General features: G+C 73.2%; 19 protein-coding genes, 7 tRNA genes and 1 pseudogene. 12 read left to right on the plus strand and 15 right to left on the minus strand.

Annotated features, from left to right (window positions below):
• Window positions 1-96: 96 nt before the first annotated feature.
• A complete protein-coding gene (locus OP86_RS21425) occupies window positions 97-495 on the minus strand; it encodes a thiol-disulfide oxidoreductase DCC family protein (protein ID WP_342447788.1) in 399 nt (132 codons plus the stop codon).
• Window positions 496-712: 217 nt separating this feature from the next.
• Here OP86_RS21425 and OP86_RS21430 point away from each other — a divergent pair, with 217 nt between their 5' ends.
• Window positions 713-2,359, plus strand: a complete 1,647-nt coding sequence (locus OP86_RS21430; RefSeq protein WP_030056259.1) for a hypothetical protein — start codon at window positions 713-715, stop codon at window positions 2,357-2,359.
• A 67-nt stretch (window positions 2,360-2,426) separates the two neighbouring features.
• Here OP86_RS21430 and OP86_RS21435 read toward each other — a convergent pair whose 3' ends face one another.
• The 4 genes from OP86_RS21435 to OP86_RS21450 form a co-directional block, all read right to left on the minus strand.
• Window positions 2,427-2,987 carry an HIT family protein gene (locus tag OP86_RS21435; protein WP_030056260.1) on the minus strand — a complete coding sequence of 187 codons (561 nt, stop codon included), beginning with the start codon at window positions 2,985-2,987 and terminating at the stop codon, window positions 2,427-2,429.
• A 143-nt stretch (window positions 2,988-3,130) separates the two neighbouring features.
• A complete protein-coding gene (gene thrS, locus OP86_RS21440) occupies window positions 3,131-5,110 on the minus strand; it encodes a threonine--tRNA ligase (protein ID WP_030056261.1) in 1,980 nt (659 codons plus the stop codon).
• An 88-nt stretch (window positions 5,111-5,198) separates the two neighbouring features.
• Window positions 5,199-6,362 (minus strand): hypothetical protein, encoded by a 1,164-nt coding sequence (locus OP86_RS21445; protein WP_051830378.1) that lies wholly within the window; start codon window positions 6,360-6,362, stop codon window positions 5,199-5,201.
• Between the two features lie 32 nt (window positions 6,363-6,394).
• Window positions 6,395-6,949: a DUF4365 domain-containing protein gene (locus OP86_RS21450; protein ID WP_030056263.1), complete on the minus strand. Its 555-nt coding sequence runs from the start codon at window positions 6,947-6,949 to the stop codon at window positions 6,395-6,397.
• Between the two features lie 172 nt (window positions 6,950-7,121).
• On the opposite strand from OP86_RS21450, the gene OP86_RS21455 reads away from it, so the two are divergent.
• Window positions 7,122-7,889 (plus strand): exonuclease domain-containing protein, encoded by a 768-nt coding sequence (locus OP86_RS21455; RefSeq protein WP_030056264.1) that lies wholly within the window; start codon window positions 7,122-7,124, stop codon window positions 7,887-7,889.
• Window positions 7,890-7,971: 82 nt separating this feature from the next.
• Here the strand turns inward: OP86_RS21455 and OP86_RS21460 are convergent.
• The 3 genes from OP86_RS21460 to OP86_RS21470 all read right to left on the minus strand — a co-directional run bounded on the left by OP86_RS21460 (window position 7,972) and on the right by OP86_RS21470 (window position 8,772).
• Window positions 7,972-8,043 (minus strand) — tRNA-Val (locus OP86_RS21460).
• Window positions 8,044-8,253: 210 nt separating this feature from the next.
• Window positions 8,254-8,325: transfer RNA gene (locus tag OP86_RS21465), tRNA-Val, on the minus strand.
• Between the two features lie 78 nt (window positions 8,326-8,403).
• Window positions 8,404-8,772, minus strand: coding sequence for a TIGR02611 family protein (locus tag OP86_RS21470; RefSeq protein WP_051830379.1), 369 nt, complete (start codon window positions 8,770-8,772; stop codon window positions 8,404-8,406).
• A gap of 285 nt (window positions 8,773-9,057) precedes the next feature.
• Between OP86_RS21470 and OP86_RS21475 the strand changes: the two genes are divergently transcribed.
• Window positions 9,058-9,471 carry an SsgA family sporulation/cell division regulator gene (locus OP86_RS21475; RefSeq protein ID WP_030056266.1) on the plus strand — a complete coding sequence of 138 codons (414 nt, stop codon included), beginning with the start codon at window positions 9,058-9,060 and terminating at the stop codon, window positions 9,469-9,471.
• A 428-nt stretch (window positions 9,472-9,899) separates the two neighbouring features.
• Window positions 9,900-10,469 carry a CGNR zinc finger domain-containing protein gene (locus OP86_RS21480; RefSeq protein WP_030056267.1) on the plus strand — a complete coding sequence of 190 codons (570 nt, stop codon included), beginning with the start codon at window positions 9,900-9,902 and terminating at the stop codon, window positions 10,467-10,469.
• Window positions 10,470-10,481: 12 nt separating this feature from the next.
• On the opposite strand, the gene OP86_RS21485 is transcribed toward OP86_RS21480, so the two are convergent.
• Entirely contained in the window at window positions 10,482-10,949 is a 468-nt protein-coding gene (locus OP86_RS21485) for a hypothetical protein (RefSeq protein ID WP_030056268.1), read from the minus strand.
• Window positions 10,950-11,059: 110 nt separating this feature from the next.
• Between OP86_RS21485 and OP86_RS21490 the strand changes: the two genes are divergently transcribed.
• Window positions 11,060-11,560, plus strand: coding sequence for a DsbA family protein (locus OP86_RS21490; protein ID WP_030056269.1), 501 nt, complete (start codon window positions 11,060-11,062; stop codon window positions 11,558-11,560).
• A 7-nt stretch (window positions 11,561-11,567) separates the two neighbouring features.
• Here OP86_RS21490 and OP86_RS21495 read toward each other — a convergent pair whose 3' ends face one another.
• The 3 genes from OP86_RS21495 to OP86_RS21505 all read right to left on the minus strand — a co-directional run bounded on the left by OP86_RS21495 (window position 11,568) and on the right by OP86_RS21505 (window position 14,412).
• On the minus strand, window positions 11,568-12,413 hold the full coding sequence (locus OP86_RS21495; RefSeq protein ID WP_030256182.1) for a GNAT family N-acetyltransferase: 846 nt from the start codon (window positions 12,411-12,413) through the stop codon (window positions 11,568-11,570).
• Window positions 12,414-12,493: 80 nt separating this feature from the next.
• Window positions 12,494-13,324 (minus strand): aminotransferase class IV, encoded by an 831-nt coding sequence (locus OP86_RS21500; protein ID WP_030056272.1) that lies wholly within the window; start codon window positions 13,322-13,324, stop codon window positions 12,494-12,496.
• Window positions 13,325-13,350: 26 nt separating this feature from the next.
• Window positions 13,351-14,412, minus strand: a complete 1,062-nt coding sequence (locus tag OP86_RS21505) for a chorismate-binding protein (RefSeq protein ID WP_030056273.1) — start codon at window positions 14,410-14,412, stop codon at window positions 13,351-13,353.
• Between the two features lie 335 nt (window positions 14,413-14,747).
• On the opposite strand from OP86_RS21505, the gene OP86_RS21510 reads away from it, so the two are divergent.
• The 5 genes from OP86_RS21510 (at window position 14,748) to OP86_RS21530 (ending at window position 15,266) form a co-directional block, all read left to right on the plus strand.
• A tRNA-Gly gene (locus tag OP86_RS21510) sits at window positions 14,748-14,820 on the plus strand.
• 40 nt (window positions 14,821-14,860) lie between these two features.
• A tRNA-Cys gene (locus OP86_RS21515) sits at window positions 14,861-14,934 on the plus strand.
• A gap of 34 nt (window positions 14,935-14,968) precedes the next feature.
• Window positions 14,969-15,040: transfer RNA gene (locus OP86_RS21520), tRNA-Val, on the plus strand.
• Between the two features lie 41 nt (window positions 15,041-15,081).
• Window positions 15,082-15,153 (plus strand) — tRNA-Val (locus tag OP86_RS21525).
• 41 nt (window positions 15,154-15,194) lie between these two features.
• Window positions 15,195-15,266: transfer RNA gene (locus tag OP86_RS21530), tRNA-Val, on the plus strand.
• A 283-nt stretch (window positions 15,267-15,549) separates the two neighbouring features.
• Here OP86_RS21530 and OP86_RS21535 read toward each other — a convergent pair.
• On the minus strand, window positions 15,550-15,753 hold the full coding sequence (locus OP86_RS21535; protein ID WP_030056274.1) for a hypothetical protein: 204 nt from the start codon (window positions 15,751-15,753) through the stop codon (window positions 15,550-15,552).
• Window positions 15,754-16,159: 406 nt separating this feature from the next.
• Between OP86_RS21535 and OP86_RS21540 the strand changes: the two are divergent.
• Window positions 16,160-17,524, plus strand: a pseudogene (locus OP86_RS21540) (serine/threonine-protein kinase); the annotation flags it as partial.
• 616 nt (window positions 17,525-18,140) lie between these two features.
• Here OP86_RS21540 and OP86_RS21545 read toward each other — a convergent pair.
• On the minus strand, window positions 18,141-18,947 hold the full coding sequence (locus OP86_RS21545) for a TrmH family RNA methyltransferase (RefSeq protein WP_030056275.1): 807 nt from the start codon (window positions 18,945-18,947) through the stop codon (window positions 18,141-18,143).
• Window positions 18,948-19,036: 89 nt separating this feature from the next.
• On the opposite strand from OP86_RS21545, the gene OP86_RS21550 reads away from it, so the two are divergent.
• Window positions 19,037-21,778, plus strand: a complete 2,742-nt coding sequence (locus OP86_RS21550) for a SpoIIE family protein phosphatase (RefSeq protein ID WP_078588536.1) — start codon at window positions 19,037-19,039, stop codon at window positions 21,776-21,778.
• 82 nt (window positions 21,779-21,860) lie between these two features.
• Here OP86_RS21550 and cobA read toward each other — a convergent pair whose 3' ends face one another.
• Window positions 21,861-23,108, minus strand: coding sequence for a uroporphyrinogen-III C-methyltransferase (gene cobA / locus OP86_RS21555; RefSeq protein ID WP_051830380.1), 1,248 nt, complete (start codon window positions 23,106-23,108; stop codon window positions 21,861-21,863).
• Window positions 23,109-23,150 lie beyond the last annotated feature (42 nt).

The raw sequence follows: 23,150 nt of genomic DNA on the forward strand, positions 1-23,150 counted from the left end.
GCTCCGCAGTGGCTCCCTCCTCCGCCTTGCGATGCACGCACCCCAACGCCGCCCCGCCCGCCCTCCGGGCGGACGACGGGAGTCCGAAGACAGGCCCTAGCGGTTCGGCAGCGCACACGCCGCCGTACCCCCCGGCAGCCGGTGCCGGTTGCGCGCCACCCACCGGTACGCCAGGGCCGCCACCGGCCGCACCGGCGCCGCCGTCAACACCGCGCCCAGATACGCCCACGCCCCACCGGAGCGCATCAGCAGCCGCGCAACCGCCTGTGCGCCCCCGTACACCCGCCCCGTCGGCGTCACCCACAGCACCTCGCGCTCCGCCCGCTCGGCCGACACCTCGCCCCGGCCGCCCGCGCGCGCGTCCAGCCCCGCCAGGTCCGCGAACTGGAACGCCTCCGCCTCCCAGCCCCCCGAGGCCAGCGTCTGCCGCAGGTACCGCTCGGCCCACCGCACACACGACGAACAGAACGCGCAGTCCCCGTCGAATACCAGCACCGGATCCTTCACAGCGGCTCCCCTATCCTCGGCTCCCCCACCATCCTCCTCCACCCCACCCCGGCCGGCCCCGGCGGGTATCGACCGGCCCCGAGCCGGGCATCATGCCTCCCGAGCCCGGCACGGCTCGATCGTGACGGTACTTCAGACGATCATCGGCGCCGGGGTACCGCGGCACGGTAACCTGCCGCTGACAAGGGGAGGAGGGGACGCCACCGTGACCACACTCGACATGACCCCGGGTGCGCAGATACCCCGAACGGACGCCGGCCCGCAGACCGCCGTCACCCAGGCGCTCTCCTCGGCCGCCTACCGCGACGGCGAGGTCGGCGCCTTCGTGGAGGCCGTCACCGACGCCAAGGAGAAGAAGGGCCGCTTCGCCCTCTTCCGCCCCAACGCGGGTGAAGCCTTCAGCAAGGCGCTCGTCTCCCGCGCCCTCGGCGGCGGCCGCAAACCCCTCGTCCCGTCCTTCGGCGTCGACACCCGCCAGGTCGTCGAGCACTGCCTGGCCGCCGAGGAACTGCGCCACACCCGCGACCGCAAGCTCACCGGCATCACCCTCGTCACGGGCGTGCTCGCGCTCCCCGGCACCCTGCTCTGGCTCGCCGCCTTCCAGGTCCGCGCCTGGCTCAAGCGGGACAACCCGAAGAACGCGGCCGTCTTCGGCGCCATCACCCTCCTCCTGGCCGCCGTCCTGGCCGTCGTCTTCACGGTGCGCCCCCCGGCCACCGGCGCCCTGGGCGTCTACCTGCGCATCACGATGCTGGCCCCGGTCATCGGCTGGTACCTCGCCCGCCGGATCGTCCTGCGCTCCGCCAAGGACATGCGCGCCCGCTGGCAGTCCCTGGTCGAGGGCAGCGCCGTGGCCGCCACTGTCGCCAAGGCCGTCCCCCGCGACGACCTCGACAAGAAGGCCGTCGACCTGCGCGACAAGCTGGGCCGGCTGGACGCCGAGCAGGAGACCAACGTCCAGCACTACGCCGTCCCCAAGGGCATCCTCGGCGCCGGCCGCCGCTGGGGCGAGTGGCGCCTCGCCGACACCCTCCACCCCGCCGAGGGCCACGCCGACTTCCGTGCCTTCCACCCCTGGGACCTGGTCCGCCGGATCTCCTCCCACCTCAAGGGCCTCGGCATCAGCCACGTCGCCAACAGCGGCATCCCCAACGTGGCCATCAAGCAGTGGGTGGTCTTCGACATCGGCGCCGGCGCGGACGAGATCAGCCGCCCCGGCAACGCCGACATGGACGGCGACCGGATGCGCGACTTCGCCGTGCAGAGCATCGCCGACAAGCAGACCTTCCCCGGCGGCCCCCGGCACTACCTCGCCACCCAGTTCATCACCCACGACGGCAAGCTGGTCATCACCTTCACCGTCACGGTCACCCTGCTCGCCAACGTGCTGACCATCTCGGTGGCCGGCTACGCGCTCGGCCCGGTCAAGGGCGTCTTCTTCGACAAACCCAAGGACAAGGAGAAGACGGTCGCCAAGACCGTGAAGTTCTGGGAGGAGCGCACCGTCAAGCTCCCCCTGATCGACAACGACGAGGTCGTCCGCCAGGCCGTCCGGGCCCCCTTCTACCGGATGCCCGGCCTGCTCGGCTGGCTCGGCGGCGGACTCGGCCTGCCCGAGCCGTTCGGCCTGCGGCACGTCTGGGTCGGCCGCGCCTGGGACAGCCGCACCATGATCGACAACGCCATGAACGCCTCCGTGCCGGTCCTCAACGCGGTCCACACCGCCACGCTGGAGTTCCTCCAGGAGCACGACCTCGACGCCGACCGCTTCTTCAAGAACCGCACCTCGATCATCAAGTCCGAGGCGCAGGGCAGCCGGCCGTACGACGTCGACACCTTCAACGCCGGCTGAGCCCGCACGCACGCGGAGGGGCCCGCCACCGAGGATCTCGGTGACGGGCCCCTTCTCGCGCCGCCGGTCAGCCCTGCGGCCAGACCTCGGCCAGCATCTTGCGGGTGTCCGCCAGCAGCTGCGGCAGCACCTTGGTGTGGCCCACCACCGGCATGAAGTTGGTGTCCCCGCCCCAGCGCGGCACCACGTGCTGGTGCAGGTGCGCCGCGATCCCGGCGCCGGCCGCGGTGCCCTGGTTCATCCCGATGTTGAACCCGTGCGCCCCGGAGGCCGCACGCAGCGCGGTCATCGCCTTCTTGGTGAAGTCGGCCAGCTCGGCCGTCTCCGCCTCGTCCAGGTCCGTGTAGTCGGCCACGTGCCGGTACGGGACCACCATCAAGTGGCCGCCGTTGTACGGGTAGAGGTTGAGCACCGCGAACACGGCACTCCCCCGGGCGATGATCAGCCCCTCCTCGTCGCTCAGCGACGGGATCGCGCAGAACGGACAACCGTCGTCCGGAGCCGGGCCGGTGGGCTTGTTCTCACCCTGGATGTACGCCATCCGATGGGGGGTCCACAGGCGGCGGAAGCCGTCCGGCTCACCGACGCCCCGCTGCAGTTCCGGCTCAGTCGTCATGCTGATCAGCATATTCGCCCGACCGGGCTTGCAAAGCCGCGCGGGGCAGACTCTTGAAGAGCCTGCCCCGCGCATCCCCGCGTGGGCGGGGCCGATGGCACCTTGGCCTTGTGCGCATTCCGCATCGGGCCACCCCCGCTCAGGCGGGGACTACGTCACACCTGGATACGGCGCGCCACAGCATCAACGATCTCGGCGATCGCCTCGTCGACTGGCACGCCGTTCTTCTGCTCGCCGCTGCGGTAGCGGAAGGACACCGCACCCGCCTCGACGTCGTCGTTGCCGGCGATGAGCATGAACGGCGTCTTGGAGCGCTGCGCGTTCCTGATCTTCTTCTGCATGCGGTCGTCCGAGGTGTCCACCTCGACCCGGATCCCGTGCTTCTTGAGCTCGGCCGCGACCTCCAGCAGGTACGGCACGTGCTCGTCGGTGATCGGGATGCCGGTCACGGTGACCGGGGCCAGCCACGGCGGCATGGCGCCGGCGTAGTGCTCCAGCAGCACCGCGAAGAAGCGCTCGATCGAACCGAAGAGCGCGCGGTGGATCATGACCGGTCGCTGGCGCGAGCCGTCCGCCGCGGTGTACTCCAGGTCGAAGCGCTCGGGCAGGTTGAAGTCCAGCTGGATCGTGCTCATCTGCCAAGTCCGGCCAATGGCATCTTTGGCCTGCACCGAGATCTTCGGCCCGTAGAAGGCCGCGCCACCCGGGTCCGGCACCAGCGGCAGGCCCTGCTTCTCGGCCACGCTCGCCAGGACGGCGGTGGCCTCCTCCCAGGTCTCGTCGCTGCCGACGTACTTGACCGGGTCCTTGGTCGACAGCTCCAGGTAGAAGTCGGTCAGACCGTAGTCACGGAGGAGGTTGAGCACGAAGGTCAGCGTGGAGTCGAGCTCCGCCGCCATCTGCTCGCGGGTGCAGTAGATGTGCGCGTCGTCCTGCGTGAAGCCGCGGGCCCGGGTCAGGCCGTGCACGACGCCGGACTTCTCGTAGCGGTACACCGTCCCGAACTCGAAGAGGCGCAGCGGCAGTTCACGGTAGGAGCGACCGCGCGCGTCGAAGATCAGGTTGTGCATCGGGCAGTTCATCGGCTTGAGGTAGTAGTCCACGCCCTCGTCGAGCTGCATGGGCGGGTACATACCGTCCGCGTACCAGTCGAGGTGGCCGCTCTTCTCGAAGAGCTTCCCCTTGGTGGCGTGCGGGGTGTAGACGAACTCGTAGCCCTCTTCCTCGTGCCGCTTGCGCGAGTAGTCCTCCATCGCCCGGCGGATGATGCCGCCCTTGGGGTGGAAGACGGCGAGGCCGGAGCCGATCTCCTCGGGGATCGAGAAGAGGTCGAGCTCGTTGCCGAGCTTGCGGTGGTCGCGCTTCTCGGCCTCGACGAGGAAGTCGAGGTGGGCCTTCAGCTCGTCCTTGGTCGGCCAGGCGGTGCCGTAGATGCGCTGCAACTGCGGATTCTTCTCGCTGCCGCGCCAGTAGGCGGACGCGTTGCGCATCAGCTTGAACGCCGGGATGTGGCGGGTGCTGGGCAGGTGCGGGCCGCGGCAGAGGTCGCCCCAGCACTGCTCGCCGCTCTTGGCGTCCAGGTTGTCGTAGATGGTGAGCTCGCCGGTGCCGACCTCGACGTCGGCGCCCTCGCCGGCGGTGGCGGCGGAGCCCTTGAGGCCGATCAGCTCCAGCTTGTACGGCTCGGCGGCCAGCTCCTCGCGGGCGGACTCGTCGGTGACCACGCGGCGGGAGAACTTCTGCCCGCGCTTGATGATCTCCTGCATGCGCTTCTCGATGGCCTTGAGGTCATCGGGGTGGAACGGCTTCTCGACGTCGAAGTCGTAGTAGAAGCCGTCCTTGACCGGCGGGCCGATGCCGAGCTTGGCCTCGGGGTAGAGCTGCTGCACGGCCTGGGCCATGACGTGCGCGGTGGAGTGGCGCAGGATGTCGAGGCCGTCCTTGCTGCCGATCTCGACCGGCTCGACCTCGTCGCCGTCCTGGACGGCGTAGGCGAGGTCCTTGAGCTGGCCGGCGACGCGGGCGGCGATGATCGAGCGGTCGTCGGCGAAGAGCTCGGCGGCCGTGGTGCCCGTCGTCACCACGCGCTCTTCCCGATCGGGTTCGCGGCTGATGATTACCCGGACGTCCGTCACCGGTCTCTCCTGACGTGCTGGATTTCAGAGGACGCAACACTGCGCTGCGCGTGACGATGGTACCGAGAGCGCCGCCCCCACCGTCCACCTACGTCCCTACTCCCCCTTCTTGGTCCGCCTCGCCGAGCGACTTCAGCAGCCGCTCCCGGTCCCCCTCCTCCCAGCCGCACACCTCCAGGCCGTGCGCGCGGGTGAGCCGGCGGAAGCCGCCGTGCCGCTCCAGCCGCCCGGAGACCCGGACCGGCAGGCCCGCGAGGTGGGCCTCGGCGGCGAGCCGGTAGTCGGGGTCGGGCAGGCGGAGCTTGAGGTCGCGGATCTCGGCGCCGCCGAGGACGCGCAGCCGTACCGAGCCCGGTCCGGCGGGGTCGTTGCGCTTGAGCCGGGTGACGACTCCGACCACGGTGACGGCGACGGCGGGCTCGATCCGCTCCAGCAGTTCGGCGGCCTCGGTGAGGGCGGGCAGGTCCCCTGGGGAGAAGTCGAGGACGATCCGGCGGTCTCCGAAGCCTCCCGGCGTCCCGGCGGCGGGCGACCAGGCGACGGAGAGCCGGGCCGCCGTGGCGTCGCGGACGAGTTCCTCGACGGACTGGACGAGTTCCCGGCTGACCCCGGCCTGGACGGCGTTCTCGAAGGCCTCGGGCCCGCCGCTGACCCGGCGGTAGTCGACCGCGTCGCGCAGCGCCTCCAGGGCGCGGACGAGGGTGGTGACGGCGGCGCGGCCCTCGGGGGCGGGGCTGTACGCGGTGAGGGCGGCGCCCTGTTCGACCACCAGGACGCGGTCCAGGAAGTCTCCGGCCAGGCCGTCCAGCCGGGCGCCGAAGTAGGCGGCCCGGGTGCGGGCGGCCTTGGCCCCGGCGGCGAGCATTCCGCGCGCCGCCTGCCGGAGCCGCTCGGCGTCGTCCCAGGAGGTGGCGTCAGCGGTGCCGGGCGGTTCGCGGTGCCAGCGCAGTTCGTCGCCGGGGACGGCGAGGGCGAGCAGGATCGAGCGGGCGGAGGGGGTATGGGAGCGGGAGAGCGCGGTGACGGCGTCGGCGAGGAGTTCGACCGCGTCGTCGAAGCCGTCGCCGGCCGGGACGAGCAGGCTGGTGCCGGGTTCGCCGTCGGGCGGGGTCCAGCGTCCGTACCGGGCCGCCGGGCCGCCGCGGCGGATCCAGCCGTGCCGGGCGAGCAGGGTGGCCAGCACCGCGGGGTCGACAGTGGCCGGGTCGGGCAGGGGGCGGGCCGGCTCACCCGGTCCGTGCGGCGGTGTCATGGGGTCGGTTCCTCGCTGCCGGGGCCGGCCGGTCACGGGCTGCCGCCCGCGCCGACCCGGGCCATGATGTCGCAGAGCGCGCGGTCGTCGAAGACCTTGTCGGTGGGCACCCGGACGTTGGTGCGGCGCTGTCCGGTGACCGGGTGGCCGGCCAGGTTGACCCAGTAGCAGCAGTGGCGCAGTTCCAGAGCGTCCGGGCGGGCCCGGAGCCAGTGGTCGACGCTGCTCGGCAGCAGCATCACGACCAGGATCCGGGGTACGGCGACCCTGGCCCGGGCGAGTTTGCGCAGGTGGTCGTTGTCCAGGGTGAAGCTGAAGAACCGTCCGGCCGGGTCGGGGGCGATCTGCTGGGTGGCCTTGAGCTGGATCTTGATGGTGACCTCGTCGTCCACCTGGTGCGCCCGGGAGCCGTGGTTGACCTGCCAGTCGATGCCGTTGTCCGGGAACGGCTGGGAGAGCGAGCAGCCGGCCGCGGCGGCGACCGCGTGCAGGTAGCCGACCTGCAGTGTCTCCATGCAGGCGGTGACCGCGAGGTTCCCCCGCAGGACGGCCGCCGCCCCCTCGGGCTGCGGCTGTGTCAGTGCCATCGCCCCCGTCGCCTCCCCGGGGCTCCGGGCCCGTCCGGATTCGAACGGCGCCAGTCATACGAAACGGGACGGTCATGGGCAGGATCCCCGGTCGGGCCTGGGCCAAACGGGTTGAAGCGGCGTCAGAACCGGGTATCAACCGGGCGCGGCAACGCTCGTCTGAGGGGCAGTCATGCAGCAGCACTGGTACACCGGCCCACTCGCCTCGTTCGACACCGAGACCACCGGCGTGGACGTGGAGACCGATCGGATCGTCTCCGCCGCCCTGGTCGTCCAACTCGCCCCGGGCGCACCGGTGCGGACCACCACCTGGCTCGCCGATCCGGGCGTCCCGATCCCGGACGGCGCCCGCGCGGTGCACGGCATCTCCGACGAGCAGGTGCGCACCCACGGCCGCCCGGCCCGGGCGGTGGTGGCGGAGGTCACCCGCGCGCTGGCGGCCGAGGCGCGGGCCGGGCATCCGGTGGTGGTGATGAACGCGCCGTACGATCTGACGCTGCTGGACCGGGAGTTGCGCCGCCATCACGGGCTGACGCTGACCGGCGGGCTGGAGGGGTGCAGCCTGCTGGTGGTGGATCCGCGGGTGCTGGACAAGCACGTGGACCGTTACCGCAAGGGCCGCCGGACGCTGACCGACCTGTGCGCCCACTACGGCGTGGAGCTGGCCGGGGCGCACGACGCGGCGGCGGACGCGACGGCGTCGCTGGCGCTGACCCGGCGCATAGGCGCCCGCTACCCGGCGGCGCTCGGCGGCCTGACGGCGGCCGAACTGCACCTGCGGCAGACGGTCTGGCACGCGGCGCAGGCGCGCGGGCTGCAGAGCTGGTTCGACCGCTCGGGGGCGACGGAGCGGGTGGACCTGTCCTGGCCGCTGCGGCCGGCCCGGTGCGGCTGCGGGCGCCGGCTGGAGTCGGAGCACGTGTGCGAGGCGGCGGCGTAACCGGGCGGCTCACGGCTTCCCGAGCCCTGGACGCGCCGCAGGCCCTGACCGGTTTCCTGGTCAGGGCCTGCGTGCTGTCCGGTGGGCGATACTGGGATCGAACCAGTGACCCCTTCGGTGTGAACGAAGTGCTCTCCCGCTGAGCTAATCGCCCGGGCAACGAGAAGAACCATAGCACCATTCGGGGGTCGTCGTACAACTCGCCCCTTCGGGGGTGCGGCCGGCACATCCGCAGAACTCGCACTCCGCACGGATGGTGACAGTGCCTCAGCCGATTACGGACGGCCCTTCAGAAGGATTCCGGAAATACATGTGAGGCCCAGCCGATAATCGACTGGGCCTCACATATCACAATGCATTCCGGTGGGCGATACTGGGATCGAACCAGTGACCCCTTCGGTGTGAACGAAGTGCTCTCCCGCTGAGCTAATCGCCCGGGTGCAGGGAAAACATTACCGCATCCCGGAGGGTGGTCCGAACACCCTCCCCGCTCGCGGCCCCGACCCCGGGCGGCTCAGCTCCGGCCCAGCTGCCAGGGGACGACCATGCCGTACCGGGCGAGGTACCAGCCGCCCGCGCCGACGAGGGCGGCCAGCCCGATCGCGGTGACCGCCAGGTTGCGGCGGCGCACCCTCGGGTCCATGGCCCGCCGGGCGGCCTCGGCGACCTTGCGTCGGGTCCAGCGCAGGGCCAGCCGGGCCCAGACGAACTCGGTGGCCCAGATCCCCATGCCCAGGAAGATCACCACCCAGCCGGGGCCGGGCAGCGGCAGCATGACCACGCCGAGCCCGACCACGGCGAGGCCGGCCAGGAAGATCGCCGCCTGCCAGGCCCGGTGCAGCGCCGGGGATCGACGGACGAAGGCCGGGGCTCGGGAGCCCACCGCCCGGCCGTCGTCGACGGCCGCGTCATCCGCTGTAGTCGCTTCACCCGTTCTCGTGTTCCCGCCCGTCTTGTCGTTTCGCACAGTCATGCCAGGAAACTAACCAAGAAGTGCCTCGCTAATGCCAGGCCCGGCCGCCCCGTGGCGATTCCGCAATGCGCCGTAAGGGGTACGACTCGCGCCCGAATCGGGACAGAGGGGTTTACATCGGTCTTGGGGGTGGGATGGTCCGTTCGCCGACGTGCGATTCCCCGAGCGCACACTGAGCGAAAGGCCATGGCGCTTATGAACACCACGGTCAGCTGCGAGCTGCACCTGCGCCTCATCGTGTCCAGCGAGTCCTCACTGCCCGTCCCCGCGGGCCTGCGCTACGACACCGCCGACCCCTACGCCGTGCACGCCACGTTCCACACGGGCGCCGACGAGACCGTGGAGTGGGTGTTCGCCCGAGATCTCCTCGCGGAGGGGCTGCACCGACCCACCGGTACCGGCGACGTCCGGGTGTGGCCGTCCCGCAGCCACGGGCAAGGGGTGGTCTGCATCGCGCTTAGCTCTCCGGAAGGAGAAGCCCTGCTGGAGGCCCCGGCCCGGGCGCTTGAGTCGTTCCTCAAGCGAACGGACGCCGCCGTGCCACCCGGCACCGAACACCGTCACTTCGACCTCGACCGGGAGCTCTCCCACATCCTCGCCGAAAGCTGACCCCGACCGGAGGCGGTCACGCCCCGCCGTCGGCGGGGCCGTACCCCCTGCCGTCATCGCAGCCGTCCTACTCGGGGGCACGGCAGCGGACTCAGCCGCGCACGACGCGGCCTCGGGGCCGGTGGACGGCCCGCTCCCACCGGAGCGGGCCCGCAGCACCGAAGGCGCCCGGCACCGTAGCCGGCCATCCGAACGGGTGGCCGGCCTCGGTGTCGGGCGTCGACGTCTTTCCGGGGTCGCACGCACCACCGGGCCCGGACACCACTCCGAGCCCCGGGCGGCGGGTCGGCGCCCGGTTTCGGACGCTCTGACGGGATCCGCACACGCCTTCGAAAGAACGCGCCACCCTTCTGGCACAAGGCCCGGTATGGTCTGGGGTAACCGTGGACGCGGGGTATCGGAGTCCCCCTGCGCGAGGAGCCCCCAACGTGCTGATCACCCATGACACCGAGTGCGCGCTGAGCATCCTCGTGGAGCTGCTCAACACCGCGCCCGAGGTGTGCGGCGCCGAGCGACTGCCGGACGTCGCCGCACTGGGCGCCTTCGTGGTCGGCCAGGAGATCAGCGAGATCGACTCGCTGACCGAGGACGACCTGTGCCGGGTGCACGAGCTGCGCACCCGGCTGCGCGAGGTGTTCGGGACGGAGTCCACCGCGGAGGCCGCCGAACTGGTCAACGCGATCGTCGCCGCCGCCGGCACCACGCCCCGGCTCACCGACCACGACGGCCACGACTGGCACATCCACTACTTCGCGCCGCACGCCGCGCTCGGCGACCACCTGGCGGCCGAGCTGGGCATGGCGCTGGCCTTCATCCTCATGGCGGGCGAGCGGGAGCGGCTGCGCCGGTGCGAGGCGCCGGACTGCGCGCGGGTCTTCGTCGACCTCTCCCGGAACCGCTCCCGGCGCTACTGCGACAGCCGCACCTGCGGCAACCGGCTGCACGTCGCCGCCTACCGGGCACGGCAGCGCTCGGCGGAGACCGTCCCCTCCGCCTGACCCCCGGTGCGCTCAGATCCCGCGCTTGCGGAGGATCTCCTCGATGTCGGCGAAGTCGCCCAGGCCGTCGTCCCGCTTGCCCCCGGCCTGCTTCCTGGCCGCCTTCGGCGCCTGGGCGGCCGGCGCCAGGGCCTGGCGTTCGGGCGCCGGGCCGGCGACCGCGGGGCGCTCCGGCGCGTTCTCCACCGCGCTGCCACGGCGGCCCACCCAACGGGTGGTGACCAGCAGGACCGCGGAGACGCCCAGCAGCACGACACCGGTCCACACCCGGGGGTCGAAGACCAGCTTCGCCGCCCAGTCGGTGAACGCCCGGCCGATCGTGCTCGCCAACGGGAACAGGCCGGTCAGATAGAGCCCGGCGGGCAGCAGGGCCACCGCGAACCAGCGGGTCGCCGAGAGGAAGCGCCGGCGGTAGGCCCGTAGACTCGCGACGGCCACCCCGGCCGCCGTGAGGATGAAGCTGATCGCCGCGCTCAGCACGGGGCCGCCTCTTCGCGTCCGGTCTTCCTGGTCATCGGTGCCTCCCTGTCGGTGCGCCCGCGGGCGCACCGCCGGCCGGAGCGGGCGCCCACTAGTGGAACACTGGGGGAATGATCGATGGTTCCCTCCCCCGCCTCGAGTTCTGGTGCGACCTGCAGTGCCCGGACTGCCGCACCGCGCTGGACGACGTACGGGCGCTGCGCGCACGGTACGGCGACGCCCTGTCCGTGGAGCTGCGGCACTTCCCGCTGGAGAAGCACAAGCACGCCTACGCCGCCGCCGAGGCCGCCGAGGAGGCGTTCGCCCAGGGGCTGGGCTGGCCGTTCGTCGAGGCCCTGCTGGCCCGAGTCGAGGAGCTGGACGCGCGTGGGCAACAGGTGCTGCTGGATGTCGCCCGGGAGGTCGGGGTGGACGTCGAGGAGGTCGACACCGCGCTGATCGACGGCCGGCACATGCTGACCGTCGACGCCGACCAGGCCGAGGGGAAGGCGATCGGGGTCACCGGCACGCCGACGTACGTGATCGGCCGCGAGCGGCTGGACGGCGGGAAGAGCCAGGAGGGGCTTCGGGAGCGGATCGAGGCCGTCATCGAGGCGGCCAGGGCTTCCTGACGGCACGTCAGAGTGCCTTGCCGTAGAGGCGTTCGGTGACCCGGTAGCCGAGCGAGCCGTAGAGCCGGACGGCGACGGCGTTGTCGGCGAAGACGTTGAGGCCGAGGTTGCGCACCCCGGCGGCGAGGCACTCCCGCTCGGCGAGCAGCATCAGGGTGCGGCCGTGTCCCCGGCCCCGGTGGGCCGGGGACACCTCGACCACCATCACCCAGGCGAGCGGTTCGCCGTCCGGCAGGTCGCGCAGGTGCAGGGCCAGCCAGATCGAGCCGTACGGGCCCGGCCCGCCGTCGGCGCCGTACAGGCTGCTGAGGACGACGCCGGGGGTCCCGGCACCCTCCGGCAGCCGGTGCCGCCGTCCGCCGTCCACCTTGGCGCGGGCCTGCTCCTCGGTGAGGCCGGAGGCGACGAGCGCCCGGGTGAAGCGCTCCGCGCCCTCGTCGAGCCAGGCCCGGAGGGCTTCCGCGCCGATCGGACGCACGGCCAGCCCGGCGGGCAGGGCCGGGGCGTCGGTCAGGCGCTTGCTCATGGTCCGCATCCGCTCGGTGTAGCCGAGGGTGGCGGCGAGGGAGCGGGCGATCGACGCCGGTTCGGGGATCCGGACGTCCACCCGGACGCAGCCCCAGTTGCGCAGCACCTCCTCGGCGGCGAGCGCGCCGAACGTGCCACGGCCACGGCCGCGCGCTTCGGCGACTTCCAACTCGGATATCTCGCCCCAGAGTTGGCCGCCGTTCGGGGTGGCGGTGGTGCGCAGCGCGCCGACCGGGTGGCCGTTCGACAGGATCCGCCAGCGTCTGGTGCGGCCGCCGGCCGCGGTGGGTGTCTCCGGGCCCTCGGGGCGCAGCGTGGTGGTCATGTGGTGGTCCCTTCCCCCTGCCGGGAAGGTTATCCACGAGTGTCTCCAGGCGGCCGGTTCGGCCTTCCGGAGCGGGCGGATCAGGGGTCGAGGTCGTCGCCGCTGCGCTCGGTGAAGACGGCCATGGCCTTGGCGGTGACGGGGCCGATGCCGGGCAGCTCGCGGTCGTCGACGCGGGTGACGGCCTGGACGTCACGGGTGGTGGAGGTCAGGAAGATCTCCTCGGCATCCTGGAGGGCGTCGAGCGGGAGGTCGGCCTCCTCGGCGCCGCACCAGTCGACGACGAGCTGCCGGGTGATGCCGGCCAGGCAGCCGGAGGCGAGGGTCGGGGTGAGCAGGCGGCCGCCGATGACCACGAAGACGTTGGAGCCGGTGCCCTCGCAGAGCCGGCCGGCGGTGTTGGCGAACAGGGCCTCGGAGGCGCCGGCGCGGTGGGCGGCGGCCAGGGCGACGACGTTCTCGGCGTACGAGGTGGTCTTGAGGCCGGCGACGGCGCTGTGCTCGTTGCGGCGCCAGGGGACGACGACGGCGGCGGTCTCGTCCGGGCGGCGGGTGAGGGCGCCGAGGGCGACGACGAGCGTGGGGCCGGTGGTGCCGCGCTCGGAGCCGAGCGGGGCGTTGCCCCCGGTGTAGGTGACCCGCAGGCGGCCGAGCGGCGCGGGGTTGGCGGCGAGGACCTGGGCGCAGGCCTCGCGGACCAGGTCGTGGTCGGGGTCGGTCAGGCCGAGGCCGCGGGCGGAGCGGGTGAGCCGGTCGAGGTGGCGGGTGACCGCGAAGGCCTCGCCGTCGACGGCCTTCATGGTCTCGAAGACGCCGTCGCCGGTGGTGAGGCCGTGGTCGAGGACCGAGACGGCGGCATCGGCGGAGTCGACGAGCGTGCCGTTGACCCAGCTCGTGGTGCGCTTGTGCATCGAGGGCTGCTCCTCAGCGGTGGGGCTCACGACCCGGTCGGGTCGGGTTCGGTGCCCGACGCTATCGCGACCAGGCGGGCGGCCTTCAGTTCCGTTTCCGCCCACTCGCGTTCGGGGTCGGAGCCCCAGGTGATGCCGGCGCCGGTGCCGAAGCGCAGGACGGGTGTGCCCGGGTCGGTCCGGTCGAGCCAGAAGGTGCGGATGCCGACAGCGAGTTCGGCCTCGCCGCGGTCGGCGTCGACCCAGCCGACGGCGCCGCAGTACGGGCCGCGCGGGGCGGTCTCCAGGGCGTCGATGATCCGCAGGGCGCTGGACTTGGGGGCGCCGGTGACGGAGCCGGGCGGGAAGGTGGCGGCGAGGAGTTCGGGCCAGCCGGCGTCCTCGCGCAGGGTGCCCTCGACGGTGGAGACCAGGTGGACCAGGCCGGGGTGTTTCTCGACGACGCAGAGGTCGGGGACGGTGACGCTGCCGCTCTCGCAGACCCGGCCGAGGTCGTTGCGGACGAGGTCCACGATCATCACGTTCTCGGCGTGGTCCTTGTCGAGGAGGTCGTGCTCGGTGCGGCCGGTGCCCTTGATCGGGCCGGAGGAGACGGTGCGGCCGGTGCGGCGCAGGTAGAGCTCGGGTGAGGCGGTGGCGATCTCGACGCCGTGCGCGGGCAGGCGGATGGTGCCGGCGTAGGGGGCGGGGTTGCCGTGGGCGAGGAGGCCGGTGAGGGCGTCGATGTCGCTGCGGGCCGGGTCGGGCAGCGGCGCGGACAGGACGCGGCAGAGGTTGGCCTGGTACACCTCGCCGGTGGCTATGTGCTCGCGGATGCGGCGCACGCCCGCGGTGTAGGCGGTGCGGTCCATGGAGCTGTGCCAGCTGCCGGCGTCCGGGCCGCGCCAGCCGGCGCCGGAGGGCGGGGCGGGGGCGGGGCGGACCTCGTCGAAGCGGGCGCAGGTCAGCCGGCCCTCGAAGTCGTAGGCGACGGCCCAGTGGCCGGAGGAGTCGAGGGCGGCCGGGTCCGAGGTGACGTCGCGCAGTCCGGTGGCCAGTCGGCCGCCGAAACGGGCGAGCGGGGTGCTGGGGTCGGGGTGGCCGGACACGGTTCTCCTGCGCGGTGTTGCTGGGCGGCGGTGCCTGAAGTGTAGGTCGGGGGCGCGGGCCCGGCTCGGGGGGCGCCCGCGACCGGGCGCGGGCCGGGGCGTGAGCAGTCCCGGGCGTCGCTCCGGTGTGCGCCGGGTGGCCTGCGGATGATCGTCCGGGAGCGTCGCAGGTGGCGGCCGGTGACCGGTCGGGAGGGCTGACGGCACGGCACTCGGCGGGCATCCCCTCGGCATGCTGCGGGAACGGATTTTTAGCTGGCCCGGGAATCCGCTAGAGTTCAACACGTCGCCAGGGAGCGCAGCCGGGAAAACCGGCGGAGATCCCCGGGAGACAGGCGGACGTGGCTCAGTTGGTAGAGCATCACCTTGCCAAGGTGAGGGTCGCGAGTTCGAATCTCGTCGTCCGCTCGATGGAGAACAGTGTAAGATCGTTCTTCGTGTGTTGCCTGGTGGAGTGGCCGAGAGGCGAGGCAACGGCCTGCAAAGCCGTGTACACGGGTTCAAATCCCGTCTCCACCTCCAAGAGGATCACCCGGTTCTGCCGGGAGACCTCCCCGCGCGATTAGCTCAGCGGGAGAGCACTACCTTGACACGGTAGGGGTCACTGGTTCAATCCCAGTATCGCGCACGTCGGGTCCTCCGGGATCTGCTGCAAGACCGCCTCACCAGGCGCGATTAGCTCAGCGGGAGAGCACTACCTTGACACGGTAGGGGTCACTGGTTCAATCCCAGTATCGCGCACGTCGGGTCCTCCGGGGCCTGCTGCAAGACCGCCTCACCAGGCGCGATTAGCTCAGCGGGAGAGCACTACCTTGACACGGTAGGGGTCACTGGTTCAATCCCAGTATCGCGCACAGTAACGGCCGGGGCCGTGATCCGTCAGGATCACGGCCCCGGCCCTTTTGCGTCGGCCCTCCGGTGGCGGTGCCGACGTTGCGGAAGAAGAAGAGCCGCGTACGGACGCCCTCACCGACGTCCGTACGCGGCGTCTCCGCCTGCCGGGGCGCTCTGCGCACCGCTCTCGCCCGTCCGCGAGTCATCGCGGCCGCGGCCTCCCCGGCGGCACCGCTCCCCGTCCCCTGGGGACCGGTGCCCGTTCTGTGGCCGCCCCAGGGGCGGCGCCTTCTCGCGTCCTCGTCAGCGGCTGATCAGATCGGCGACGGCCTGCGCCTGGTTCGCCATCTGCTCCCAACCTCCGAAGAGGATCACCAGGAGCACGGCGCACGGCAGGGCCATGGCCAGGGCCACCGCGGGGTGCCGGGTGGGCTGCTCGGTGGTGGACCGGGACTGGACGGAGGCCGGCCGACGGCGGCGGGGGGTTCCCGTGAGCTGCGGTGCCATGCCCTTACTCCTGATCCGGTCGAGTTGGCGCGGTGGACGGCTTACCTCGGGGGACGAGCTCCCCGTCCACCGCTGGACACAACGCTATTGGCCACGGGGTCCTTCGGACGTCATGCCGTCGTACTGTTCCTCGGACGTCCCGGAGGATGACGCCCGGACTCGGGGACTACTACCGCAGGGGGAGGGAAGATTGACCCGACCCCCGGGGGAACCCTGAGGGGGAACCCCGAGAAGCGCTCCGGCACCCCTCTGACCTGCGGGTCAACGCAAGATCAGACAATCCCACGGCGGCTTGAGGTGTTGCGTATCAGCACACCGCAGCGGGCAGTCCGTAAGCTGTGCCAGACAGGAACTGACGATGGCCCAACCGACGGGGCCTCACCCACAGGCTGACGGGGAACGGAACATGGCGATGATGCGGCTGAGGCGTGAGGACCCCCGCATCGTCGGGCCGTACCGCCTGCACCGGCGGCTCGGCGCCGGCGGCATGGGCGTGGTGTACCTCGGCTCCGACCGCCGCGGACAGCGCGTCGCCCTCAAGCTGATCCGCGCCGAACTCGCCGAGGACCAGGAGTTCCGCACCCGCTTCGCCCGTGAGATCGCCGCCGCCTCCCGGATCAGGGGCGGCTGCACCGCCCGCGTGGTCGGCTCGGACATCGAGGCCGACCGGCCCTGGCTGGCCACCGCGTACGTGCCCGGGCCCTCGCTCTACAAGCGGGTCGGCGACGAGGGGCCGCTGAGCTGGCCCGAGGCCGCCCGGATCGGGGCCGCGCTCGCCGACGGGCTGGTCAAGGTGCACGAAGCCGGCGTCGTCCACCGGGACCTCAAGCCCTCCAACATCCTGCTCTCCCCCCGGGGCCCGCGGATCATCGACTTCGGCATCGCGTGGTCGCGCGGCGCCAGCACCCTCACCCACGTCGGCACGGCCGTCGGCTCCCCCGGCTTCCTCGCACCCGAGCAGGTGCGCGGGGCCGCCGTCACGCCCGCCACGGACGTCTTCGCCTTCGGCGCCACCCTCGCGTACGCGCTCACCGGGGACACCCCGTTCGGGTCGGGGGCGTCCTCCGAGGTGATGCTGTACCGGGTCGTCCACGAGGAGCCCGACCTGTCGGCGGTGCCGCCGCAGCTGGCGCCGCTCATCCGGGCCTGCCTGGCCAAGGAGCCCGCCGAACGGCCCGGCGCGGCGGCCCTGCACGAGCGGCTCAGCGAGCTGGCGGTGCGCGGTGCGGCGGCGGGGGCTGCCGGCGGTGGAACGCGAACGGCACGTCCGGGGCGCGGGGCGTCCGCGCCCGCCCCGCAGGACGGTGCCCGCCAGGGTGTTCCGGCGCCCGGGCGCTCGCCCGAGCCTCCCGCCGCGGCGCGAGCCCGTGCGGCGGCCGGGCGACCGGGGGCGCAGGCGTCCGGGGGCGCGGGGCGGCGTCCGCAGGGCATGGGTGCCCCTCTCCCCCGGCCCGAGCCGACGCCCGTGACCCGTCCGCTGCGAACGGACCGTCCGGACCGACCTCAGACGCCTCCCCCGGCGCGCCCCGGCACCCGTGACCGGGCCAGACCCCGGGACCGCCAGCACACCCCCGCGCCCGGCGGGCGGCCCGGCACCGCGCGGCAGCGGCTGCTGCGCCAGCGGCTGATCGTCTTCGTGACCGTGACGGTCGGGGTGGCGCTGGCCATCGCGGCGGCGCAGGGCTGCGAGAACGGGAGCGACCAGGGGCTGCGGCCGCCGGCCGGAACGGTCGCGAGTGCGAAGGCCGGTACGGGCGGTGGCGGCGGGCCGGCGGTACCGGGGACCTCGGCGGACGTCGCCCCGCTGCCCTCGGCCACGCCGCTCCCGGCGGCGGCCCGCGGCGGTGCCGCGGCGGACGGCGCGTTGACGCCCCCGCAGGGGCCGGTGCCGGCCGTCGACTGGCCGAACCGCAGCTACTCCGACGGGGCGGGCGGGCCCGTCATCGCGCTGAAGGACGGGCACTCCGTCGGGGCCGGGCCTCAGGTCGCGCTGAGCGCCGTGCTGCCGGCCCGGTACAAGGGCCTGCCGGCCACGGTCGTCGTCCTGCGGCGGGCGGAGGGCTCGGCGCCGGTCGACCTCGTCCAGCTCTACACCTTCGCCGGGGACACCCCGGTCGCCACCACCTCCCGTACCTCGGCGGCGGACCCGCAGGCTGCGGCCGCCTGGCGGCTCGACGGCAGCACGGTCGTCCGTGAGGAGCGCGTGGCCGCCACCGGCGCCGTCACCTCCACCCGCTACACCGCCCGCGCCGACGGCACCCTCGACGAGTCCTGGCCCGGCGCCGTCGCCCCCGGCCTCCCCACCCCGCCGCCCGCCGCCGCCCCGGCCCCGCCCACGGCGGCCGCGGGCTGACCGACTTCCGGTGAAGTCGGGGCCAGCCTCCGGGTCAGGGGGTGGTGACGGCGTAGAAGGCCACCGCCGCGGCGGCGCCGACGTTGAGGGAGTCGATGCCGTGGGCCATCGGGATGCGGACGGGGTGGTCGGCGGCGGCGATGGCCTGGGGGGTGAGGCCGTCGCCCTCGGCGCCGAGCATGAGGGCGGCCTTGGGGAGGCGCTGCGGGGTGAGCGTGGAGAGGTCGACGGCGTTCTCGGCGGGGGTCAGCGCGAGCAGGGTGAAGCCGGCGGCGCGGACGGTGTCGAGGGCGGCGGGCCAGGGGTCGAGCCGGGCGTACGGGACCGCGAAGACGGCACCCATGGAGACCTTGACGGCGCGCCGGTAGAGCGGGTCGGCGCAGTCGGGTGAGAGCAGGACGGCGTCCATCCCGAGGGCGGCGGCGCTGCGGAAGATCGCGCCGAGGTTGGTGTGGTCGACCAGGCCCTCCAGGACGGCGACCCTTCGGGCCCCGGTGAGGACGTCGGCGGCGTCGGGGAGGGGCTTGCGTTCCATCGAGGCGAGGGCGCCGCGGTGGACGTGGTAGCCGGTGACGGCTTCGGCCAGCCCGGGCTCGACCACGTGGACCGGCGCCTCGGCCTCGGCGATGACGTCGGCCATCACGTCGAGCCACTTGGCGGTGAGCAGCATCGACCGCATCCGGTAGCCGGCGGCGAGGGCGCGGCGGATGACCTTCTCGCCCTCGGCGATGAACAGGCCCTCGGCGGGTTCGCGGCGGCGGCGCAGTTCGACGTCGGTGAGGCCGGTGTAGTCGGCGAGGCGGGGGTCGGCCGGGTCGGTGATGGTGCTGGGTTCGGACATCCTGCGATCTTGCCAAGCCGGGGTGGGGATGGCCAAACGGCCGACGGGACGGGGTGGTCCCCGGCTGGCGGGAGTGCAAATATGACCGTATGGCCCGTTATCCGGGCCGATCCTGGGTTCCGTCGGCCTCTGGCGCCACTGGCTCCACCGGCTCCACCGGTGGGCGCCCACACGGTCGGCCACAGCTGCCGCGCGCGAAGCGGCGGTGGCCGGTGTGGCACCGGTCGGTGGCCGGGCAGGTGTTCGCGCTGCAGATCCTGGTCGTGCTGCTGCTGGTGGCGGCCGCCGTGGTGGCGCTGGTGGTGCAGTCGCACCGGGACGCCGACAACGAGGCCCGCAACCGGTCGGTGGCGGTCGCGCAGACCTTCGCCAACTCGCCGGGCATGGTCGACGCGCTGCGCTCCCCCGACCCGACCGCGATCCTGCAGCCGAAGGCGCAGTCCGCGCGGATCGCCTCGGGTGTCGACTTCATCGTGGTGCTGAACAACCAGGGCATCCGCTACACCCACCCGAACCCGGCCCGGATCGGCCAGAAGTTCGTCGGCAACTACCAGCCGGCGCTGCACGGCCAGGTCGTGACCGAGCACATCACCGGCACGCTCGGGCCGCTGGTGCAGGCGGTGGTTCCGGTGTACTCGCCGGACGGCCAGGTGGTCGGGCTCGTCTCGGCGGGCGTCACGCTGGCGAACGTCAACACGGCGAGCGAGCGCCAGCTGCCGGTGGTGCTGGGCGCGGCAGGTGGCGCGATCGGGCTGGCCACGCTCGGGTCGGCGCTGATCAGCCGTCGGCTGCGGCGGCAGACGCACGGGCTGGGCCCGGTCGAGATGACCCGGATGTACGAGCACCACGCGGCCGTGCTGCACGCGGTGCGCGAGGGCGTGATGATCGTCGGCGGGGACGGGCGGCTGCTGCTCTGCAACGACGAGGCGCGGCGGCTGCTGGACCTGCCGCCGGACGCCGAGGGCCGCCCGGTGGCCGAGCTGGGCCTGGAGCCGGCGCCGCTGGAGCTGCTGACCGCCAACCGCCAGGTGACCGACGAGGTGGTGCTGTCCGGGGAGCGGCTGCTGGCGGTGAACGTCCGGCTGACCGACCAGGCGGGCGGGCCGCCCGGCTGTGTGGCCACGCTGCGTGACTCCACCGAGCTGCTGGCGCTGTCCGGCCGGGCCGAACGGGCCCAGCGGCGGCTGCGGCTGCTGTACGACGCCGGGGTGACGGTGGGCAGCACGCTGGACGTGACGCGGACGGCCGAGGAGCTGGCGCAGGTCACGGTGCCGCGGTTCGCGGACTTCGTCACGGTCGACCTCGCGGAGCAGGTCCTGGCGGGTGAGGAGCCTCCGGCGGGCACCTCGTTGGGGCGGATGCGGCGGGCGGCGGTGGCGGGCGTACGGGACGACTCGCCGTTCTACCCGGTCGGCACGGTGCTGGACGTGGTGCCCGGCTCCCCGCTGGCCTGGGCGCTGCACAGCGGGGAGCCGGGACTGGAGCCGGACCTGAGGGAGACCCGGCAGTGGCGGGAACAGGACCCGGAGCGGTCCGCGCAGGCGCTGGCGTACGGGGTGCACTCGCTGGTGCGGGTGCCGCTGCGGGCGCGCGGGGTGCTGCTCGGGGTGGCCCGGTTCTGGCGGGCGCAGCGGGCGGAGCCGTTCGAGCCGGACGACCTGGCGCTGGCGGAGGAGCTGGTCTCGCACGCGGCGGTGTGCATCGACAACGCCCGCCGCTACACCCGGGAGCACGCGATGGCGGTGACGCTGCAGCACAGCCTGTTGCCGCGCAGCCTGCCGGCGCAGAACGCGCTGGACGTGGCGCACCGCTACCTGCCGGCCCAGGCCGGGGTGGGCGGGGACTGGTTCGACGTGATCCCGCTGCCGGGCGCGCGGGTGGCGCTGGTGGTCGGGGACGTGGTGGGGCACGGGCTGCACGCGGCGGCGACGATGGGCCGGCTGCGGACGGCGATCCACAACTTCTCGACCCTGGACCTGCCGCCGGACGAGCTGCTGGGGCACCTGGACGAGCTGGTGAACCGGATCGACCAGGACGAGGCGGCGGGCGGTGAGAACGCCGGACTGACCGGGGCGACCTGCCTGTACGCGATCTACGACCCGGTGTCGCGGCGCTGCACGATGGCCACCGCCGGGCACCCGCCGCCGGCCGTGGTGGACCCGCAGGGCCGGGTGGTGTTCCCGGAGCTGCCGACCGGGCCGCCGCTGGGGCTGGCGGTGCTGCCGTTCGAGACCGCCGACGTGGAGCTGGCGGAGGGCAGCCGGCTGGTGCTGTACACGGACGGGCTGGTGGAGGACCGCGAGCGGGACATCGACGAGGGGCTGGAGCTGCTGCGTTCGGCGCTGACCGGCCCGCCGCGCACGCCCGAGCAGACCTGCGCGGACGTGCTCGGGGCGCTGCTGCCGGCGCACCCGCAGGACGACATCGCGCTGCTGGTGGCGCAGACCAGGGTGCTGGCGCCGGACCGGGTGGCGGAGTGGGACGTGCCCTCGGACCCGGCGGCGGTGGGGGCCGTCCGGGCGGAGGTGGCGCGGCGGCTGGCGGGCTGGGGGCTGGACGAGGCCGCGTTCGTCACCGAGCTGATCCTGAGCGAACTGGTGACCAATGCGATCCGGTACGGCTCCGGGCCGATCCGGGTGCGGCTGCTGCGGGACCGTGCGCTGATCTGCGAGGTGTCGGACGGCAGCAGCACCTCGCCGCACCTGCGGTACGCGGCGACCGAGGACGAGGGCGGGCGCGGGCTGTTCCTGGTCGCGCAGTTCGCGGACCGCTGGGGGACGCGGTACACGGCGACCGGGAAGGTCATCTGGGCGGAGCAGCCGCTGGAGTAGGAAGTCGGACGGGCCGACTTCCCACTCCGGGCTTCCTACTCCCGGCTTCCTACTCCCGGCTTCCTGCTCCCGGCGTGCGGGCCTACTGCCGGAAGGCGGCGGCCAGGACGTTGACGACGTCACCGATGACGATGACCGCCGGGGGCTTGACGCCCTCGGCCTCGACCACGGCGGCGACGGTGCCCAGGGTGGCGTCCACCCGGCGCTGGGCGGCGGTGGTGCCCTCCTGGACGATCGCGACCGGGGTGTCCGCCGCACGGCCGTACTCGACCAGCCGGGCGGCGATCGCGCCGATCTTGTCCACGGCCATCAGCAGCACCAGGGTGCCGCTCATCTTCGCCGCGGCCTCCCAGTTGGTCAGCGAGCGCTCGTCGTCCGGGCCGACGTGGCCGGAGATCACGGTGAACTCGTGCGTCATGCCGCGGTGGGTGACCGGGACGCCGGCCGAGGCGGGGACGCTGATCGAGCTGGAGATCCCGGGCACCACGGTGACCGGGAGGCCGGCCTCGGCGCAGGCCAGCAGCTCCTCGCCGCCGCGCCCGAAGACGTACGGGTCGCCGCCCTTGAGCCGGACCACGAACTTGCCGGCCTTGGCGTGCTCGATCAGCGTGCGGTTGATCGCCTCCTGGGCCATGAACCGGCCGTACGGGATCTTGGAGGCGTCGATCACCTCGACGTGCTCGGGCAGTTCGGCGAGCAGCTCGCGCGGGGCGAGGCGGTCGGCGACCACCACGTCGGCGTCGGCGAGCAGGCGGCGGCCGCGCACCGTGATCAGGTCCGGGTCGCCGGGGCCGCCGCCGACCAGGGCGACGCCGGCGCCGTGCGAGCGGTACTGGCGGGCGGCCAGCGAGCCGTCCCGCAGGCCGTCCACGATGGCGTCGCGCAGGGCGGCGGAGTGCCGCGGGTCGCCGGTGAGGACGGCCACGGTGGCGCCCGCGTCACGGCCGCTGGCCGGGGTCCAGGCGGAGGCGGCGGAGGCGTCGTCGCTGCGGGAGCAGAACACCCGCTCGCGCTCGGCCTCCGCGCTGACGGCCGTGTTGACCGCCGGGTCGTCGGTGGCGACGAGGGCGTACCAGGCACCGGCCAGGTCGCCGTCCTGGTACGGACGGGCGTGCCAGGTGAGCTCGCCCGCGTCGGCCATGGCCTGGACGGCCGGGGTGGTCGACGGGGATATCAGGTGCAGGTCGGCCCCGGTGGCGATCAGGGCGGGCAGCCGCCGCTGGGCGACCTGGCCGCCGCCGATCACGACGACGCGGCGGCCGGCCAGCAGCAGGCCGACCGGGTACGGCGTGCGGCCCTCGGTGCTCGGGTGCGGGTTGGGCGCGGTCATCGGCGGTGCTCCTGATCGGGGATGAGTGTTGGGGACGGTACG

Origin of the sequence: Streptomyces novaecaesareae (genome assembly GCF_000716875.1) — a bacterium.
Classification (GTDB): Bacteria; Actinomycetota; Actinomycetes; order Streptomycetales; family Streptomycetaceae; genus Kitasatospora; species Kitasatospora novaecaesareae.